This is a genomic window from Solibacillus silvestris, from assembly GCF_051967575.1.
GTDB classification, from domain to species: Bacteria; Bacillota; Bacilli; order Bacillales_A; family Planococcaceae; genus Solibacillus; species Solibacillus silvestris_B.
Genome location: NZ_JBQCJW010000016.1, coordinates 52,869 through 69,582, shown reverse-complemented (window position 1 = coordinate 69,582; position 16,714 = coordinate 52,869). Strand labels below are relative to the sequence as shown.

Sequence of the window (16,714 nt, the reverse complement as noted above, 5' to 3'; positions counted from 1 at the left end):
AAAGCTGAAATCTATTGTTTGCTTCATTTAAGAAGCTTGTTTCATTAACGTTGCTTGTTCAGTTTTCAAGGTTCATATTCAGTACGTTGTCGTTTTAGCGACTTCTCTAATTTAACATTTCCACCCGCCGTTGTCAACAACTTTTTTTGAGAAAGTTTTTTTCGACAAGTCCGAAAGTCATTTAGCTGTTTTTTCAAGTACGCCTTAGCGACATTTAATATATTACAATACTATACAACATTACGTCAACACTTTTTTCAAAAAAAACTTTCAGAGCGTTTTAAGCGCTCTGATAAATATACTATAACCCGTATTCGCTTTCAACAAAGCTTCGATCTACATAATAGTTGCGATGGAATATTGCATCGTTTTTCGCTATCACTGTTTCCACAAGTATTAATTCTTTTTCAATTAAATATTCAACAAACACTTCCAAATCTACAGAGTAATAGCTCAGCTCAGGGTGATCATGCAATTCCTGGATTGTCCAGTAAGGTTGAGCAAGCATCGTTTCCAATATATGTTGCGCGCCATCGTTTGTTCTTGAGTTAATTAGAAACTCCCCGGCTAAAAACAGCAGCTCTAAGCGTTTTTCCAAACTTTCGTTACTCAGAATTAACTCTTCATATAATTTATATATAGCTGGATCATTTCTCTTTACTTGAGCCCATACCGTCACTTCCGGATAATGCCCACTATCAATAATCGATAATCTTCCTAAATGATGCAACGATGCAACTACATGATTGTACGCATCCAAAAAGTGACCATCCTCAAATAATTCTTTGCCTTCCTGATAACGGCGGATTAGCTTCGCAAACTGAATACCTGTTTTTAATTTGCGACCGAAAAATGGGAACTCCTGTAATTCAGAACGCAGCTTAAATAGAAACTCGTTGCGGTCAAACATAATTTTGCCATGGAACAGCCAATCGACCAGTCGCTTGTTTGAACCAATGAAAATCCATTTACGCAAACGCTCTTCCGTTAAAATATGCATAACCATTTTCGCGTCACCATATATATAGTGTTTTGAGTAGATCGGTGTATCGCTGTCTTTCACGATAATAAGAAGGACCGCATCAAATGTATCTGTCATATTTGCAGCGCCTTCACGTTTATTTATTAGAATAACGCCTAATGTATCCGGCTGACTTGCTCGTTCTTGATAAATCGGTCTTAAAATATGTTCCATTGTTATCCCCCTATAAAATTTACCTACTATATAATGGTTTTCTAAGTTATTGTAAGCGCTATAAGCCAAATTAACTAGTGTCATCTCATTGAATTTTTACAGCCTCGGATTTTTCATTACGGCATAAAATTTATATTATTAGAAATATCCATAGATTTTCTTTCGACATTTAAGCATAAAAAACCTTTTAATTCATGGATTATAATTAATCTTGAAGAGGATTTACAGTACCGCCAAATTCTTTCGACTCTACTAAACTAAATCCAATTTATGTTATAGTATAATTTAGATTAGGAGGCAATCGAATTGAAAAAATATAATAGTAAAATTAATAAAATCCGCTCATTTGCATTATCCCTTATTTTCATCGGCTTCGTTATTATGTATGGCGCAATATTCTTTAAAAACAATCAAATTCTCGTATTGATCTTCATGACTGTCGGGCTTCTTTGCATCATTGGCAGTACAGCTGTATATGGTTGGATCGGGTTATTATCAACGAAAGCGGTCCAAGTCGTCTGTCCGGAATGCGGAAAATGGACAAAAGTTTTAGGCCGTGTAGATATTTGCATGTATTGTAATGAACCGCTCACATTGGATCCAACATTGGAAGGAAAAGAATTTAATCAAAATTACAACAAAAAATAATAGTTCCAACGTGCATTGTATAAGGCAAATGCACGTTTTTTCATATAAAAAAACCTAGCAACAGCCGTTACTAGGGTAAATTATTATTGAATTTTCTTCGCGCCGACCGCAATACAGTCAGGACATGTACCGTATACTTCTAAACGGTGTGAATTAACTTCAAAGCCTGTTACATGCGAAGCGAATTGCTCTACTTCATTTAACCCAGGATAGTGGAAGTCTACAATTTTACCGCAACTTTCGCAAATCATATGATAATGATCGCCCGTCACAAAATCGAAACGGCTTGCTGCGTCTCCGTAAGTAAGCTCTTTTACTAAGCCCACCTCACGAAATACACGTAAATTATTATATACTGTCGCTACACTCATGTTAGGAAACTTGTCGCAAAGTGCTTTGTATATATCATCAGCTGTTGGATGAATCATACTTTGAATTAAATATTCTAAAATCGCATGACGCTGAGGAGTAATTCGTACACCGGTAGTCTTTAACGTGTCCAGCGCATCTTTTAAATGCATTTCAGACATCGTCATGCACCCCTTTTCATACATATTATTAATTTATAATTGTTATAAATAGTGTATCGAATTTCTCCACAACTTGTCAACAATTGCTTATCCCAATTGAAGTAAATGTCAATGAATGAGACAGCTAATTGAAAACAGGCGATAGCAAAGTCCATTTTCCCTAGGATATTTTCTCAATTAGTATCCACGAAGTATATCCATTTTATTTTCCAAATTTCTTTCTCCATTCAGCCATTTTTGTAAACTTGGCTTAAAAATATCTAAACTGCGCTCTACATAACGAGAAGAATGGCTTGAAAAATGCGGTGAAAGTGTCACATTGTCCAAATCCCATAGCGGACTATGTGATGGCAAAGGCTCAATTTCATAAACATCCAATACCGCGTGGGCAATCAATCCATCTTGCAATACTTTGATAAGAGTATTTGTTTCCACTAAATCCCCGCGTCCAAAGTTCATGAATATCGCGGCATCCTTCATCAATTCAAAATGCCCTCGATCTAATAAATGCTTTGTTTCATTCGTGGACGGCAGCATTGATATAACAATATCCGCTTTGTGGAGATGATGTTTTAAATCATCAAGCTTATATGTTTCATTCATATAAGGAGCTTCCTGGCCAGAACGATTGCAGCCAATTGTATATACATCAAATGCTTGTAGAATACGTCCGATTTCTCCTCCGATGGCGCCTGGTCCGATAATAAGCGCAGTGCTGCCGTTTAATTCTGTCGGATTGGCTTTTTTATTCCATTCTTTTTTCTGTTGGTGTTCATAGATGAAAGGCAATACACGTTTTAACGATAAAATATGCGCTAAAATTGATTCTGTCATCGGCTTTTTATGTATACCGCGTACATTTGATACGACAATATTGCGTTTTGCAATCGCTTCCGCAGGCATTTTTTCAATTCCGGCAGATGCTACGAAAATCCACTGCAGCTTATCGGCATACTGCAAATGGTGCTCTTTCAAATCCTCGCCATATGTCACTAAAATATCTGCTTGCGCCAGCTTTTCGACATCAAGCTTCGTGTCGAACAAAAACTCCACTTGAGGAAATTCCTTCAAAAGCGGCTGTTTCAAATCTTCGCGTGGTGTAAATGTAAAGTAAATCGTTGCCATTTATAACTCCCCTTTTTGCACTTAGTTAATAGTGCGATTTTTTAAATAGTTTAACACATCATCAATATGATTTTTTACACGTACTTTACGCCATTCTTTTTCGATGATGCCTTTTTCATTAATTAAAAACGTCGTACGCTCAATCCCCATATACTCTTTTCCGAAGTTTTTCTTCAATGTCCATACACCGTATTTTTCCGCTATCTCATGATTCTTATCGACCAACAATGAAAAAGGCAAACCGTGTTTTTCGATGAATTTCGTATGTTTCGCAGCATCATCTAGGCTCACACCTAAAATAACCGCATTTAAATCCGTAAAATCTCTATGCTTATCGCGGAAATCGCACGCTTGCGTCGTACAGCCAGGCGTCAAATCTTTCGGATAAAAATAAAGAATAACGTTTTTTCCTTTATAGTGTTCCAAAGAAATCATTTCTCCCTTATCGTTTTGCAATTCAAACATTGGCGCCTGCAATTTCTCTAATGTCATTACGTATTCCCTCCAAAATTTTCTTCTATCGTACAAAACAATGCCCGTTGTTTCAAATTCTTTGGCGTTCCCTTTCATAACATACTACAATAGAAATGAAATCATTTCATGTAAGCTACTTTGGAGGAGTAAATTATGAATCATACAAAATCAGAGCAACTTCACACAGAAGCACTCGAACATATCGTAGGGGGGGTAAACAGCCCATCCCGATCATATAAAGCAGTAGGCGGTGGCGCACCTGTCGTCATGGCACGCGGTAAAGGGGCATATTTTTGGGATGTTGACGGCAACCGTTATATCGACTACTTGGCAGCTTATGGGCCGATCGTCACTGGACACGGTCATCCACACATCGCAAAGGCAATCGCACATGCGGCTGAAACAGGGGTATTGTTCGGCACACCGACAGAGCACGAAATCAAGTTTGCGAAAATGCTGAAAGAAGCGATCCCTACATTGGATAAAGTGCGTTTCAACAATTCCGGGACAGAAGCGGTAATGACATGCGTGCGTGTAGCCCGCGCATATACCGGCCGTACAAAAATCATCAAATTCGCCGGTTGCTACCACGGACATTTCGACCAAGTACTTGTAGCTGCGGGTTCCGGTCCGGCTACATTAGGCTCCCCCGACTCTGCCGGTGTGCCTCAGGCTGTCGCTACTGAAGTCATTACAGTACCATTTAACAATAAAGAAGAATTTACATTAGCAATGGAAAAATGGGGTAATGAAATAGCAGGGATTTTAATTGAGCCAATTGTAGGCAACTTCGGCATTGTGGAGCCGCATAAAGGATTTCTGGAGCATGTACATGCCGTCGCAAAAAAATACGGGGCATTAACAATCCATGATGAAGTCATTACCGCATTCCGTTTCCACTACGGGGCTGCACATACAATGCTGGGCTTAACACCAGACTTAGTCGCAATGGGGAAAGTCATCGGGGGCGGTCTTCCTATCGGCGCATACGGCGGTCGTAAGGAAGTGATGGATACAGTGGCTCCGCTTGGCCCAGCATATCAGGCGGGAACAATGGCCGGAAACCCTGCAAGCATGCAAGCAGGCATCGCATGTCTTGAAGTGTTGCAGCAAACTGGGATTTACGAGGAAATGGACCGCTTAGGAGCATTGCTCGAGGTAGGCATTCTAGCTGCTGCAAAAAAACATGATGTGACAATTACACTAAATCGTTTAAAAGGCGCATTTGCCATTTACTTCACGGATGTAAAAGTGGAAAACTATGAGCAAGCGGAAAATACAGACGGCGAAATGTTCGGGCGCTTCTTTAAATTAATGCTGTCTCAAGGCATTAATTTGGCCCCTTCGAAATATGAAGCATGGTTCTTGACAACTGAGCATACAGAGGCAGATGTAGAAGAAACATTAAAAGCAGTAGATTGGGCATTTTCTCAACTTTAATAATGAAAGCCACTATACAATTATAGTGGCTTCTCTATATTGCTCCCCCTAGAAAGGAGGTAGTGAAATTGAAACTAGGTGCACGTGTATTAAAAACAGGTGTCGCAATTGTCTTTGCTTTATTTTTGGCCGAATTATTGAATGTCCCTTCGCCTGTATTTGCCGCGATTGCCGCTGTATTTGCGATCCAGCCATCTATTTACCGCTCTTATCTTACTATTTTGGAGCAAATACAAGGAAATTTAATCGGTGCTACCGTCGCTGTATTATTCGGTTTAATATTCGGGCACCATATTGTTGCGGTCGGTATTGCTGCGATTATCGTGCTCGGTATTATGATGAAATTAAAGCTTGAAAAGTCGATTTCCCTTGCACTTGTCACAGTAATCGCGATCATGGAAGTGCCGGGCGATGATTTTATAATGTTCGGCTTAATTCGATTTGGAACAGTTATGCTAGGCGTTTTTGCCGCATTTGTAGTGAATTTAGTATTTTTGCCGCCTAAATATGAGGTAAAGCTGTTTAAAAAGATCAACTCTGTCCAAGACGATATTATTCGCTGGACTCGTTTGGCTGTTCGGCAGGCAAGTGAGCATACGTCTACAAAGATGGCAATAACGAAATTAAAGTCCCGTTTAAATGAGCTAGATACAATGTATGATTTTTTTAAAGAGGAACGCGGTTATTTCAAAAATCAAAAGTATGTAAAAGCACGGAAAATCGTTGTCTATCGCCAAATGCTGCTAACTTCGAAAAAAAGCTATGAGTTGCTCATACGTTTGCATAAGCATGAAAATGAGCTCGGTAAACTGCCGAGTCAGTTTCAAATAATAATTCAAGAGCGCTTAGATTTTTTGCTGACATATCACGAACAACTATTACTGAAATATACCGGAAAGCTAAGGCCGGAACATTCAAAGTGGACGCGCCATGAGGAATATTTGCAAGGCAGCGAGCTGATGGAGCAATTCATCAAACAAATTGCGCTCGCCCAAGAAGAAGCTTCGGAGGATGAACAGTTCTCTAGCTATCATTTACTGTATATTTTATCGCGGATTTTAGATTATGAAGAGAATTTGGAGCATCTTGATACATTAATCGTCTCTTACCGCAGCTATCATAGCGAAGAAAAGAATCTTGATTTAGAATCGGATTTTTATTAAAGAATTAGGTTCCAGGACAAAAAAGCTATTTTTCAATAAGAAGTATTGCTCTCTTTGCGAAATGTCCGCTTTTTCTCTAACCTCGTATCGCCCCAATTGGGATTTCCCGTAAAGCTTTACGCTTCTTATGCATCAAAAAACGAGAAGGCTGCGCAAAAAATGGCACACCTTCTCGTTTTTCAGCTTTTCATTTTCGGATCGAGAGCATCGCGTAAGCCATCCCCCATTAAGTTGAAGCCTATTACCGTCAACATAATCGCAAGCCCCGGGAAAATCATAGCCCATGGAGCATTTAATAAAAACATCCGCGCATCCGCTAGCATTTTTCCCCACTCCGGCTGTGGCGCCTCTGCACCAAGCCCTAAGAATCCAAGTGCGGCCGCTTCAATAATCGCCGTCGCTATCGCCAATGTTCCTTGGACAATTACAGGTGTCATCGAATTCGGCAAAATATGCTTCCACAATATCCGGGAGTTTTTCATTCCGATCGCTTTTGCGGCGTGGATATATTCCTCTTCCTTTATACTGAGCACCCGTGAACGAATAAGTCGCCCAAAGTTTGGAATATTAATAACCGCTATGGCGATTAAAGCATTGCGCAATGACGGTCCTAAAATAGACACAATCGCAATCGCCAGCAAAATACTCGGGAATGCAAGCATAATATCAAAAATCCTTGAAATAATCGTATCGACCCAACGACCGTAATAGCCAGCAATAATCCCTAAAAAGCTTCCGGCAATCGCCGAGATTACTACTGCCGATAAACCGACTGTCAATGAAATCTGGGCACCATGTAAAATTCGGGAAAAAATATCACGTCCTAAATCATCTGTCCCGAACCAAAACTCAGCGGATGGAGGCTGCAAACGCAAAGTTAAATTTTGCTCGTTAATCCCTTGTGGAGCAAAAATGGGGCCAAAAACCGCGAGAAGAACAAAAAATATAACGATCGCACTTCCCACTAAAGCCGATTTGCTTTTTTTGAAGCTTGTCCACGCTTCTTGCCATGGCCCTTTTACGTTTTCTTCCTTTTCAATTAGTTGGACTTGATTTCTTATAATTTCAGTCATGCTATGCGCCTCCCCCCTAGTTGTATTTAATGCGTGAATCGATCACTGTATATAAAATGTCGACAATCAAATTAATCATGACGAATAAAAAGGCCACAATTAAAATGCCTGACTGAATGACAGGATAATCACGGAATCCTATCGCTTCATATATATAGCGACCAATACCCGGCCAGCTAAAGATTGTTTCAGTTAAAATGGCGCCGCCTAAAAGTATTCCCGTTTGTAAACCTACTACCGTTAATACTGGAATCAATGCATTTTTCAATGCGTGCTTATAAACAACGATGAACATCTTCTGCCCTTTTGCCCGTGCTGTGCGAACAAAATCCGAGCGCATCACTTCGAGCATGGACGCTCTTGTCATTCGTGCAATAATTGCTGTAGGGATCGTCGCAAGCGCAATGCCCGGCAAGAATAAATGCTTTAATACAACAACAAATTGATCAAAGCGCCCTTGCAACAATGTATCGATCAAATAAAAATGTGTGGTCGCTATTACAGGATCCCGTACTTCCTGGCGACCTGATGTTGGCAGCCAGCCCAGTTGAATACTGAAAGCCCATTGCTCCATTAGACCAAGCCAGAAAATCGGCATTGAAACCCCAACTAGCGCAATAACCATTGCTAAATAGTCGAACCATGAATTTTGGAACCATGCCGAAATAATCCCTGCATTTACACCGATGATAATCGCTAAAATCATCGCGAAAAATGCCAGTTCAAATGTGGCAGCCAAATATGGCCACATTTCAGCGGAAATTGGCTGCCTCGTTCTCAACGACTCGCCTAAATCGCCTGTAAAAATTCCTTTAAGATAATCAAAATACTGAATATACCACGGATTATCGAGGCCTAGCTTTTGGCGAAGCGCTGCAATTGCATCCGCAGTAGCTTGCTGTCCTAAAATAACTTGGGCCGGATCCCCCGGAATGGCACGAATAATGAGGAATACTAAAAAAGTCATTCCGAGCAACACGGGTATTAAATGTAGTAGACGTTTGCCGATGTAGTGAAGCATGCTCTTCACCCCTTTTATGAATGTAAGTTTCTGCTCGTTGAAAAAAGGAGAGGAATATTCCCTCCCCTTTTGTTAAAAATCTTTTCTATTCAATTGACACTTTATCCAATTTATCAGAACCTGTTGGATGCGGCTTGAAGTCTTTCACCCCTGCTTTTGCTGCTAACAATGGTGTCGAGTGGGCAAGTGGTACCCACGGCGCATCTTCATGAATGATTTCCTGCGCTTTTTTGTATAGATCATTACGCACGTTTTCATCCGTTTCTGATTGTGCCTTGATTAATAACCCATGCACTTCCTCATTGGAGTAGAACGCATAGTTGTTTGAACCGATATTGTCTTTATCCAACAATGTGTAAATGAAGTTATCCGCATCTCCGTTGTCTCCGGTCCAGCCAAGCATAAACGCATCCGCTTCACCGTTTTTCGCTTTCTCTAAATATGTTGCCCACTCAAATGTTACGATTTTCGATGGGATACCAACATCTTCTAAGTTTTTCTGAATAACTTCCGCCACTTTTGCTCCGTCCGGCATATATGGACGAGGTACTGGCATTGCCCATAACTCAATTTCTTTTCCGTCATAACCAGCTTCAGCTAATAAAGATTTCGCTTTTTCCGGATCATAAGGGTATGGAGAAATTGCATCATTGTAACCGCTAATTGATGATGGCATCGGGTTTGCCGCCACTTCTGCACGTCCTTCAAAGAACGCATCAACAATCGCCTGTTTATCGATTGCATAGTTCACCGCTTGACGTACCAGTTTGTTATCAAACGGTGCGCGTGTATTCGTTAAACCTAAATAGCCAATATTCATTGATGGACGTTCAATCAGTTGTAAAGTAGAATCACCTTCCACTGTTTTACCGTCTGAAGGGTTAACGCCATCAGCTAAATCGATATTGCCTGCCATTAATTCATTTAGACGAGCAGAGTTATCCGGAATTGAACGGAAGATAACTTTATCTAATTTCGGTAAACCTTCTTGCCAGTAATCCGCAAATTTCTCTATTGTAATTGAGTCATTGCGCTTCCAATCTGTAAATTTGAATGGACCTGTTCCAACTGGTTGGTCGCCGAATTTATCGCCTGCTGCTTCAAATGCAGTCGGTGAACCAATACCGAACGGGCTCATCGCCAAGTTTTTAAGGAATGGTGCTTGCGGGCGAGTAAGTGTGAATATAACAGTATGGTCCCCTTCAGCTGTTACATCTTTAATGATATCTTCGCCTTCCGCTTTAAACATCGAGTTGAAATAGTAGAAGTCTTCCTCTTTACCGCCTTTCCAGCGATTGATGTTTTTAATGACAGCTTCTGCATTGAAATCTGTGCCATCATGGAATTTAACGCCTTCCTGAAGCTGGAATGTGTAAGTTAAGCCATCATCGCTAACTTTCCATTCCTTCGCCAAGCCCGGATGAATCGTTGTATCTTGCTCTCCGAAATTCAATAATGTCTCGAAAAGGTTTTGTGTGACTTTAAATGATTCGCCGTCAGTTACAATGCCTGGATCAAGTGAAACCGAATCCGCCCCGCGGCCAAATACTAATACTTGAGGTGTTGAAGAACTTGAATTGTCTGTTGTGTCGCTATCTGTATTTGTCGAACTTGAATCTGTATCTGGATCTGCTGTCGACGCATCTTCATCGTCAGCCCCGCATGCAGCCAAAAACAGCGACATCGTCAAAAGCATAATGAGACTTAATAAATACACTTTACCTTTCTTCAATACAAAAACCCCCTAGATTATTTAATCTATTATCATTGCGGCGCATCATATAAATGACACGCTACAGAATGACCTGTTTTCACTTGCTGCAGTATTGGCACGATTTGCTTGCATTTCTCCATTGCATATGGGCAACGGGTGTGGAACGTGCATCCTGCCGGAGGATTTGAAGGGCTCGGAATATCTCCCTTCAGCAATAGCTGCTCTCTTTCAAACTGCGGATCCGGGATTGGCACTGCCGATAAAAGCGCCTGTGAATATGGATGCAATGGCTCCAAGTATAATGATTCGCTCTCTGCAAGTTCGACAAGCCTCCCTAAGTACATCACACCTACACGGTCGCTTATATGCCGTACAACTCCTAAATCATGCGCAATGAATATATACGTGAGCTTTAAATCTTCCTGCAATTTTTGCATTAAGTTTAAAACTTGCGCTTGTATTGACACATCAAGTGCAGATACGGGTTCATCTGCGATTATTAACTTAGGGTTTGTCATCAAGGCTCTTGCAATACCGATACGCTGCCTTTGCCCGCCGCTGAATTGATGGGGATAACGCTTTGCATGATATGAGCTTAATCCGACTATTTCCAAATATTCGCGGACTTTCTTTTTTCGTTCCTTCGCATTGCCTATCCCGTGTACGATTAACGGTTCTTCCAATATTTTTTCCACTGTATGTCTCGGGTTCAGCGATGCGTACGGATCTTGAAACACCATTTGAATTTCTCTTCGGACTTTCCGCATTTGCTCACTATTCAATTGCATTAGCTCCACACCATCAAATGTCACTTTGCCATCTGTCGGTTCATGCAAGCGCATAATTGCCCTTCCTGTTGTCGATTTACCACAACCTGATTCACCGACAATGCCAAGTGTTTCCCCTTCAAACAGCTCAAAAGATACATTATCCACCGCCTTTACATCCCCGATATGGCGGGCAAACATCCCATGGCGAATCGGAAAGTATTTTTTTAGATTCTCAACTTTCAGCAGCACTTTCGACATGCGAAATCCCCCCTTCCTCTATATCCAGCAAGAAACATCTTGCCCGATGCGCCCCTGACGTTTCGTAAAGCGGAGGATTGCTCGTTAAACAACGTTCAAATGCATATTCACAACGTGCCGCAAAACGACACCCTTCTAAAATTGAGCCGGGTTTTGGTACATTTCCTGGAATGGAATAGAGCGTATCCTTTTTATAGCGCATATCGGGTACAGACTGAATGAGTCCTTTCGTATAAGGATGCTGAGGGTTTTTGAAAATTTCGTCGACAGGTGCTTCTTCGACGATTTGTCCAGCATACATGACAATGACACGCTCGCACGTTTCAGCAACGACACCTAAATCATGTGTGATGAGCAGAACGGCTGTATTCAATCGTTCATTCAAATCGCGCATCAGCTTTAAAATTTGCGCTTGAATTGTTACGTCAAGTGCAGTTGTTGGTTCGTCTGCAATGAGCACTTTAGGATTGCATACCAATGCCATCGCAATCATTACGCGTTGCCGCATCCCACCCGAAAGCTGATGTGGATAATCTTTCAGCAATTGTTCAGCTCTCGGTAAACCTACCAGCTTCATCATTTCAACTGCACGTGCGGCCGATTCCTTCTTTGACCATTTCGGATGATGGATTCGTATCGCTTCGATTAATTGATTCCCTATCGTAAATAATGGATTAAGAGATGTCATTGGCTCTTGGAAAATCATTGCAATTTCATTTCCGCGGATTTTGCGCATTTGCTTATCTGAGAGCTTTGATATGTCTTGCCCTTTCAGCAATATCTCTCCATTTGTTATTTTTCCCGGGGGACTCGGTACTAAGCCCATTATCGATAGTGATGTTACACTTTTACCACACCCAGACTCCCCTACGATGGCGAGAACTTCTCCTTCTTGAATTGAAAAGCTAATCCGATCGACAGCTGCAACTTTCCCACTGTCTGAAAAAAATGTAGTTTCTAACTCTCTCACTTCAAGTACAGCTTTTCGACTCATTCAACCACCTCAATTTTCTGAAGATTAAAAGTATTTGAAAATATAATATTATAACATCTAGCAATTTACAACATTATCGTAAAAAAATGTATTTTTTAATTAAAGAAAAGCGTACAAAAAAAGGCTATGCTGAGTTACTTTTTTTCAGCATAGCCACTAACATCTAATCTAATTTTTGTACTTGGAATAAATTATAATATGCTCCCTCTTGCTCCATTAGTATTTGATGTGTGCCTGATTCCACAACTTCCCCATGTTCAATAACGAAAATTTTATGTGCATGTGTAATTGTAGACAGTCGATGTGCAATAATGATCGTCGTACGGTCATGCGCCAATCGGTCAAGTGAATCTTGAATGAGTGCTTCACTTTCAAGATCAAGCGCAGAAGTGGCTTCATCCAAAACTAAAATCGGCGGGTTTTTCAAAAATACGCGCGCGATTGCAACACGCTGTTTTTGTCCCCCGGAAAGCTTGACGCCACGCTCTCCTACTTTTGTATTGTAGCCGTCCGGCAAGTTCATAATGAAGTCGTGGGCATTGGCAGCTTTGGCAGCGGCAATTATTTCTTCATCTGTTGCGTTCGGATTTCCCATCAAAATATTTTGCTTTACAGAATCACTAAATAGAATATTATCTTGCAATACTATCCCTATTTGAGAACGCAAAGATTCAATCATGATATCCTTAACATTTCGGTCATCAATTTTTACCGCACCCTCTGTAACGTCATAAAATCGCGGAATTAAACTGACGATTGTAGATTTCCCTCCGCCACTCATACCAACAAAGGCAACAGTTTGTCCAGGCTCAATTGTGAAATTGATCTGATTTAAAATCGTTTTTCCTTCTTGCTCATATTGGAATGTAACGTTTTCAAATTGGAGCTTTCCTTTTGCTGGCGGCAGCATTTCCGCATTTTTCTTATTTTGCACATCATATTTTTCATCCATCAGCTCAAACATGCGATCCATTGAGGCGATTGATTGTGTCAATGTTGTCGACGAGCTTACTAATCGACGCAATGGTCCATATAAGCGCTCAATATAGGCATAAAACGCGACCATTACACCGATGGAAAGCGCGTCTTGCAAATATTGGTAACCCGCATAGCCGATGACGATTAATGGCGCCATATCCGTTATCGTATTGACTACGGCAAAAGATTTGGCGTTCCAGCGTGAATGCGCAAGCGCTTTATTTAAAAACTCGCCATTCGTTTCGTCAAATATTTTTTGCTCATGCTTTTCCAATGTGAAGCTTTTAATAATGCTCATCCCTGCCACACGCTCATGCAAATAGCTTTGGACACCGGCTAATGCCTGTGACCGCTCCTTCGTCAAGCTTCGCAGTTTCCCAAAGAAATACTTCACGCTAAATGCATAAAACGGAAGCGCAATCAGCGAGACGAGCGTCAGTTTTACATCCATTGCGAACATGACCGCAATGACGATTAAAATTGTCGCCAAATCCAGCCATAAGTTCATTAATCCCGTCATTACAAAGTTTTTCGTTTGCTCGACATCGTTAATGACACGCGAAATAACCTCTCCAGCGCGGGTATTTGCATAATACTTTAAACTTAGTTTCTGTAAATGCGCGTACAATTCTTTCCGGATATCGAATAAAATATTGTTGCTTAAATTTTGCGCAAAGTATTGGCGGTAATATTCGATAGGTGGCCGGATGATGAAAAACAGCACGAGCGAAATACCGATCCAAGTGAATAATTGCTTCATCTTTTCATCCGTAGACAAACCTTCATTCAGTAATATATCATCTATAATAATTTGCAACAGCCACGGTAAAAAAAGCGGTATCGCAAATTTAAGTATTCCGATGACGATTGTTAAAAAAAGCAGCATTTTATACGGCTTTACGAACCGCATATAGCGTTTAATACTATCCAATGCAAAAAACACTTCCCTTCAGAAATTTTGCAACAGCAACTATCATATCATAATTCCCCATTTTACATTTATATAGGAACTTTACCCGAAAGAAAAACACAAGCAACCTATTATTAGTTACTTGTGCTTCATTCATTCTTTATTTGCTTGAATTTCACTTAATAACTCATAGCGACTTGTCCATGACTGTATAAAATCCTGGGCAAATGGACCGCGGCGCTGTTCAATCCAGCTCACCAATGTTTTTACATTGCGCTTTAAAATTTTATCGATGACTTCCGGGTAATTCATTTCCGATTTGTGCTGCTCATATTCATCCTCGTCCAATAATGCATGACTCATATCAGGGAACACTTTTACATCTAAGTCATAATCAATATACTTCAGGCAGTTGTTATCAAACACAAATGGCGAACTGATGTTGCAGTAGTAATACACGCCATCTTCGCGCAGCATACAGATAATATTGAACCAGTGCTCCGCGTGGAAGTAGCAAATTGATGGCTCACGCGTCAGCCATGTACGCCCATCGGATTCCGTAACAAGCGTCTTTTCATTCGCACCGATAATAATATTTTTCGTCGCCTTCAACACCATCGTTTCTTGCCAGACACGGTGGATATTACCATTGTGCTTATAACTATGTATTTGGATTGTTTCTCCTTCAATCGGTAATGCCATTTTAAAGCCCACCTTTTCGTCTTAGCTAAAAATTCTAGCAGTCTTTATTGTATTATAACAATGCTTTGCCAAAACTTGTAGTTCGAATGCGATTATTTTCAATTTTGTGTGAAAATGGCCCGAATTTTTAATATGTATGAAAATCCTCAGGCAAATCCCCCCTCACTGTAATTGCGGTCAAATTTGCAATGTCGCCAAGAGGCTTTAACTTTTTTTAGCAGCGGCTTGAAAAACTACGTCGGTAAAAGAAGCCGATAACAAAAAAGATGCTCTGAAAGTTTACACTTTCAGAACATCCTCCTGCACTCCGTTAGAAGTTATTGTTATTTCGTTTTGCGAACTGCGCGTTGCGCTGCTCTTGTTCGCGTTTTTGTTTTTGGTTTTGTTGTTGCACCTCGTTGAAGTTTTGTTCTTGTCCAAACTCTTCACGATTGTTTTGTTGATTATTTCTTTGGTTTTGTTTTTGATTTTGGTTTTGGTTTTGTTGCTTAAACTCGTTAAAGTTTTGCTCCTGACCAAATTCCTCACGATTGTTTTGTTGCTTGTTTTTTTGGAATTGGTTTTGTTGCTTATTGCGGTTTTGTTCGTTGCGATTCATCTTTTGTCACCTCCATGACCATTATTGTGGTCGGTGAGCAGGTGAATTATGCACGAAATTTTCTTCTAACTTTCGCCAAATTTTTAACATCGGTACCGGCATCGGCAAGCCGTCAATTTGTTCCCTCGTAAAAAAGGCTGTGTTTTGCTGAAGCATATGTCCTTCTTCCACTACATCTACTAAATAGCTGTCGATATGCCATTTCAAATGTGAAAACACATGTTTAAAGCTTAAAATCGGCTCAGCGGATTGCTTGTTAATTTTAACATGATATTGCTTCCCAAGCTTGAATATACTATCTTCATTCAATGAACGCTCTATCATTACGAACTGCCACATATTTGCGAGCAGCCCTTCTTCCGGTCGTTTTTCCATTAAAAAGCGGCCCTCTTGATCGCGGACTGCATAAACATCATATTCCATATTTTTCACTTTTATTTTTTTGGATTTTACGGGTAAACTAGCTGGGTCACCCTCATGGAAAGCGGTGCAATATTCCCGAACAGGACATAGCAGGCATTTTGGCGAAGTTGGTGTACAAATTAGGGCTCCTAGCTCCATTAAGCCTTGGTTGAATGCAGATGCGTTTTGGTGGTCAATAAGCTTTGTCACCGCATCTTCAAAAATTTTCTTTGTTTTCGGCAAAGCAATATCTGCATCAATATTCAGTACGCGGCTTAGCACACGCATAACATTCCCATCTACAGCATGCTCCGGTTTTCCATATGCGATACTTAAAATCGCCCCCGCTGTATATGGGCCAACACCTTTCAGCTTCGAAATGTCGATGCGGTTATCCGGTACTTTGCCACCGTACACTTCGACAACCTCTTTAACACCTGCCTGTAAATTTCGCGCACGGGAATAATAGCCAAGACCTTCCCACATCTTAAGCAGCTCTTCTTCAGGCGCATACGCCAAACTTTCCGATGTCGGATATTTCTCCATAAACCGATTGTAGTACGGTATGACTGTATCTACTCTTGTTTGTTGAAGCATCACCTCGGATACCCAAATTTTATACGGTTCTTTCGTATGACGCCAAGGCAAATCTCTATGCTCTTCCAAAAACCATTGCACTAAAGCTTGGCGAAACTGTTTTGTATATTGATAGTTCACAA

Annotated in this window: 16 protein-coding genes; 3 read left to right on the top strand and 13 right to left on the bottom strand. The window is 40.7% G+C overall.

Annotated features, from left to right (window positions below):
• Positions 1 to 301 precede the first annotated feature (301 nt).
• Positions 302 to 1,195 (bottom strand): nucleotidyltransferase-like protein, encoded by an 894-nt coding sequence (locus ACTHOQ_RS11545; protein ID WP_440496296.1) that lies wholly within the window; start codon positions 1,193 to 1,195, stop codon positions 302 to 304.
• 306 nt (positions 1,196 to 1,501) lie between these two features.
• Between ACTHOQ_RS11545 and ACTHOQ_RS11540 the strand changes: the two genes are divergently transcribed.
• Positions 1,502 to 1,843 carry a YgzB family protein gene (locus ACTHOQ_RS11540; RefSeq protein ID WP_440496295.1) on the top strand — a complete coding sequence of 114 codons (342 nt, stop codon included), beginning with the start codon at positions 1,502 to 1,504 and terminating at the stop codon, positions 1,841 to 1,843.
• Between the two features lie 83 nt (positions 1,844 to 1,926).
• Here the strand turns inward: ACTHOQ_RS11540 and perR are convergent, their stop codons facing one another.
• The 3 genes from perR to bcp form a co-directional block, all read right to left on the bottom strand.
• Positions 1,927 to 2,373: a peroxide-responsive transcriptional repressor PerR gene (perR, locus tag ACTHOQ_RS11535; protein WP_440496294.1), complete on the bottom strand. Its 447-nt coding sequence runs from the start codon at positions 2,371 to 2,373 to the stop codon at positions 1,927 to 1,929.
• A gap of 177 nt (positions 2,374 to 2,550) precedes the next feature.
• On the bottom strand, positions 2,551 to 3,498 hold the full coding sequence (locus tag ACTHOQ_RS11530; protein WP_440496293.1) for a D-2-hydroxyacid dehydrogenase: 948 nt from the start codon (positions 3,496 to 3,498) through the stop codon (positions 2,551 to 2,553).
• A gap of 21 nt (positions 3,499 to 3,519) precedes the next feature.
• Complete coding sequence (gene bcp, locus ACTHOQ_RS11525) at positions 3,520 to 3,990, bottom strand: thioredoxin-dependent thiol peroxidase (RefSeq protein ID WP_440496292.1); 471 nt, start codon at positions 3,988 to 3,990, stop codon at positions 3,520 to 3,522.
• Between the two features lie 135 nt (positions 3,991 to 4,125).
• Here bcp and ACTHOQ_RS11520 point away from each other — a divergent pair, with 135 nt between their 5' ends.
• The gene (locus tag ACTHOQ_RS11520) at positions 4,126 to 5,412 is read left to right on the top strand and encodes a glutamate-1-semialdehyde 2,1-aminomutase (protein WP_440496291.1); all 1,287 of its coding nucleotides are present in this window, start codon (positions 4,126 to 4,128) and stop codon (positions 5,410 to 5,412) included.
• Between the two features lie 68 nt (positions 5,413 to 5,480).
• Entirely contained in the window at positions 5,481 to 6,575 is a 1,095-nt protein-coding gene (locus ACTHOQ_RS11515; RefSeq protein WP_440496290.1) for an FUSC family protein, read from the top strand.
• Between the two features lie 179 nt (positions 6,576 to 6,754).
• Here the strand turns inward: ACTHOQ_RS11515 and ACTHOQ_RS11510 are convergent, their stop codons facing one another.
• The 9 genes from ACTHOQ_RS11510 to mutY all read right to left on the bottom strand — a co-directional run bounded on the left by ACTHOQ_RS11510 (position 6,755) and on the right by mutY (position 16,712).
• Positions 6,755 to 7,648, bottom strand: a complete 894-nt coding sequence (locus tag ACTHOQ_RS11510) for an ABC transporter permease (protein WP_440496289.1) — start codon at positions 7,646 to 7,648, stop codon at positions 6,755 to 6,757.
• A 16-nt stretch (positions 7,649 to 7,664) separates the two neighbouring features.
• Positions 7,665 to 8,669, bottom strand: coding sequence for an ABC transporter permease (locus ACTHOQ_RS11505; protein WP_440496288.1), 1,005 nt, complete (start codon positions 8,667 to 8,669; stop codon positions 7,665 to 7,667).
• Between the two features lie 85 nt (positions 8,670 to 8,754).
• Entirely contained in the window at positions 8,755 to 10,401 is a 1,647-nt protein-coding gene (locus ACTHOQ_RS11500) for an ABC transporter substrate-binding protein (RefSeq protein WP_440496287.1), read from the bottom strand.
• Between the two features lie 32 nt (positions 10,402 to 10,433).
• Complete coding sequence (locus ACTHOQ_RS11495; protein ID WP_440496286.1) at positions 10,434 to 11,411, bottom strand: ABC transporter ATP-binding protein; 978 nt, start codon at positions 11,409 to 11,411, stop codon at positions 10,434 to 10,436.
• The gene (locus ACTHOQ_RS11490) at positions 11,386 to 12,405 is read right to left on the bottom strand and encodes an ABC transporter ATP-binding protein (protein WP_440496285.1); all 1,020 of its coding nucleotides are present in this window, start codon (positions 12,403 to 12,405) and stop codon (positions 11,386 to 11,388) included. Before ACTHOQ_RS11490 ends, ACTHOQ_RS11495 begins: the two co-directional genes overlap by 26 nt.
• Before the next feature lie 163 nt (positions 12,406 to 12,568).
• On the bottom strand, positions 12,569 to 14,293 hold the full coding sequence (locus tag ACTHOQ_RS11485) for an ABC transporter ATP-binding protein (protein WP_440496300.1): 1,725 nt from the start codon (positions 14,291 to 14,293) through the stop codon (positions 12,569 to 12,571).
• Positions 14,294 to 14,446: 153 nt separating this feature from the next.
• Positions 14,447 to 14,995, bottom strand: a complete 549-nt coding sequence (gene ntdP, locus ACTHOQ_RS11480) for a nucleoside tri-diphosphate phosphatase (RefSeq protein ID WP_440496284.1) — start codon at positions 14,993 to 14,995, stop codon at positions 14,447 to 14,449.
• 310 nt (positions 14,996 to 15,305) lie between these two features.
• Positions 15,306 to 15,593, bottom strand: coding sequence for a hypothetical protein (locus tag ACTHOQ_RS11475; protein WP_440496283.1), 288 nt, complete (start codon positions 15,591 to 15,593; stop codon positions 15,306 to 15,308).
• Between the two features lie 21 nt (positions 15,594 to 15,614).
• Positions 15,615 to 16,712, bottom strand: coding sequence for an A/G-specific adenine glycosylase (gene mutY / locus ACTHOQ_RS11470; RefSeq protein WP_440496282.1), 1,098 nt, complete (start codon positions 16,710 to 16,712; stop codon positions 15,615 to 15,617).
• Positions 16,713 to 16,714: the final 2 nt, after the last annotated feature.

Bases quoted from the DNA above. Each gene is read 5' to 3' on its own strand.
- ACTHOQ_RS11545 (WP_440496296.1), bottom strand. From the start codon at position 1,195: ATGGAACATATTTTAAGACCGATTTATCAAGAACGAGCAAGTCAGCCG.
- perR (WP_440496294.1), bottom strand. From the start codon at position 2,373: ATGTCTGAAATGCATTTAAAAGATGCGCTGGACACGTTAAAGACTACC.
- ACTHOQ_RS11530 (WP_440496293.1), bottom strand. From the start codon at position 3,498: ATGGCAACGATTTACTTTACATTTACACCACGCGAAGATTTGAAACAG.
- bcp (WP_440496292.1), bottom strand. From the start codon at position 3,990: ATGACATTAGAGAAATTGCAGGCGCCAATGTTTGAATTGCAAAACGAT.
- ACTHOQ_RS11520 (WP_440496291.1), top strand. From the start codon at position 4,126: ATGAATCATACAAAATCAGAGCAACTTCACACAGAAGCACTCGAACAT.
- ACTHOQ_RS11510 (WP_440496289.1), bottom strand. From the start codon at position 7,648: ATGACTGAAATTATAAGAAATCAAGTCCAACTAATTGAAAAGGAAGAA.
- ACTHOQ_RS11505 (WP_440496288.1), bottom strand. From the start codon at position 8,669: ATGCTTCACTACATCGGCAAACGTCTACTACATTTAATACCCGTGTTG.
- ACTHOQ_RS11495 (WP_440496286.1), bottom strand. From the start codon at position 11,411: ATGTCGAAAGTGCTGCTGAAAGTTGAGAATCTAAAAAAATACTTTCCG.
- ACTHOQ_RS11490 (WP_440496285.1), bottom strand. From the start codon at position 12,405: ATGAGTCGAAAAGCTGTACTTGAAGTGAGAGAGTTAGAAACTACATTT.
- ACTHOQ_RS11485 (WP_440496300.1), bottom strand. From the start codon at position 14,293: ATGCGGTTCGTAAAGCCGTATAAAATGCTGCTTTTTTTAACAATCGTC.
- ntdP (WP_440496284.1), bottom strand. From the start codon at position 14,995: ATGGCATTACCGATTGAAGGAGAAACAATCCAAATACATAGTTATAAG.
- ACTHOQ_RS11475 (WP_440496283.1), bottom strand. From the start codon at position 15,593: ATGAATCGCAACGAACAAAACCGCAATAAGCAACAAAACCAATTCCAA.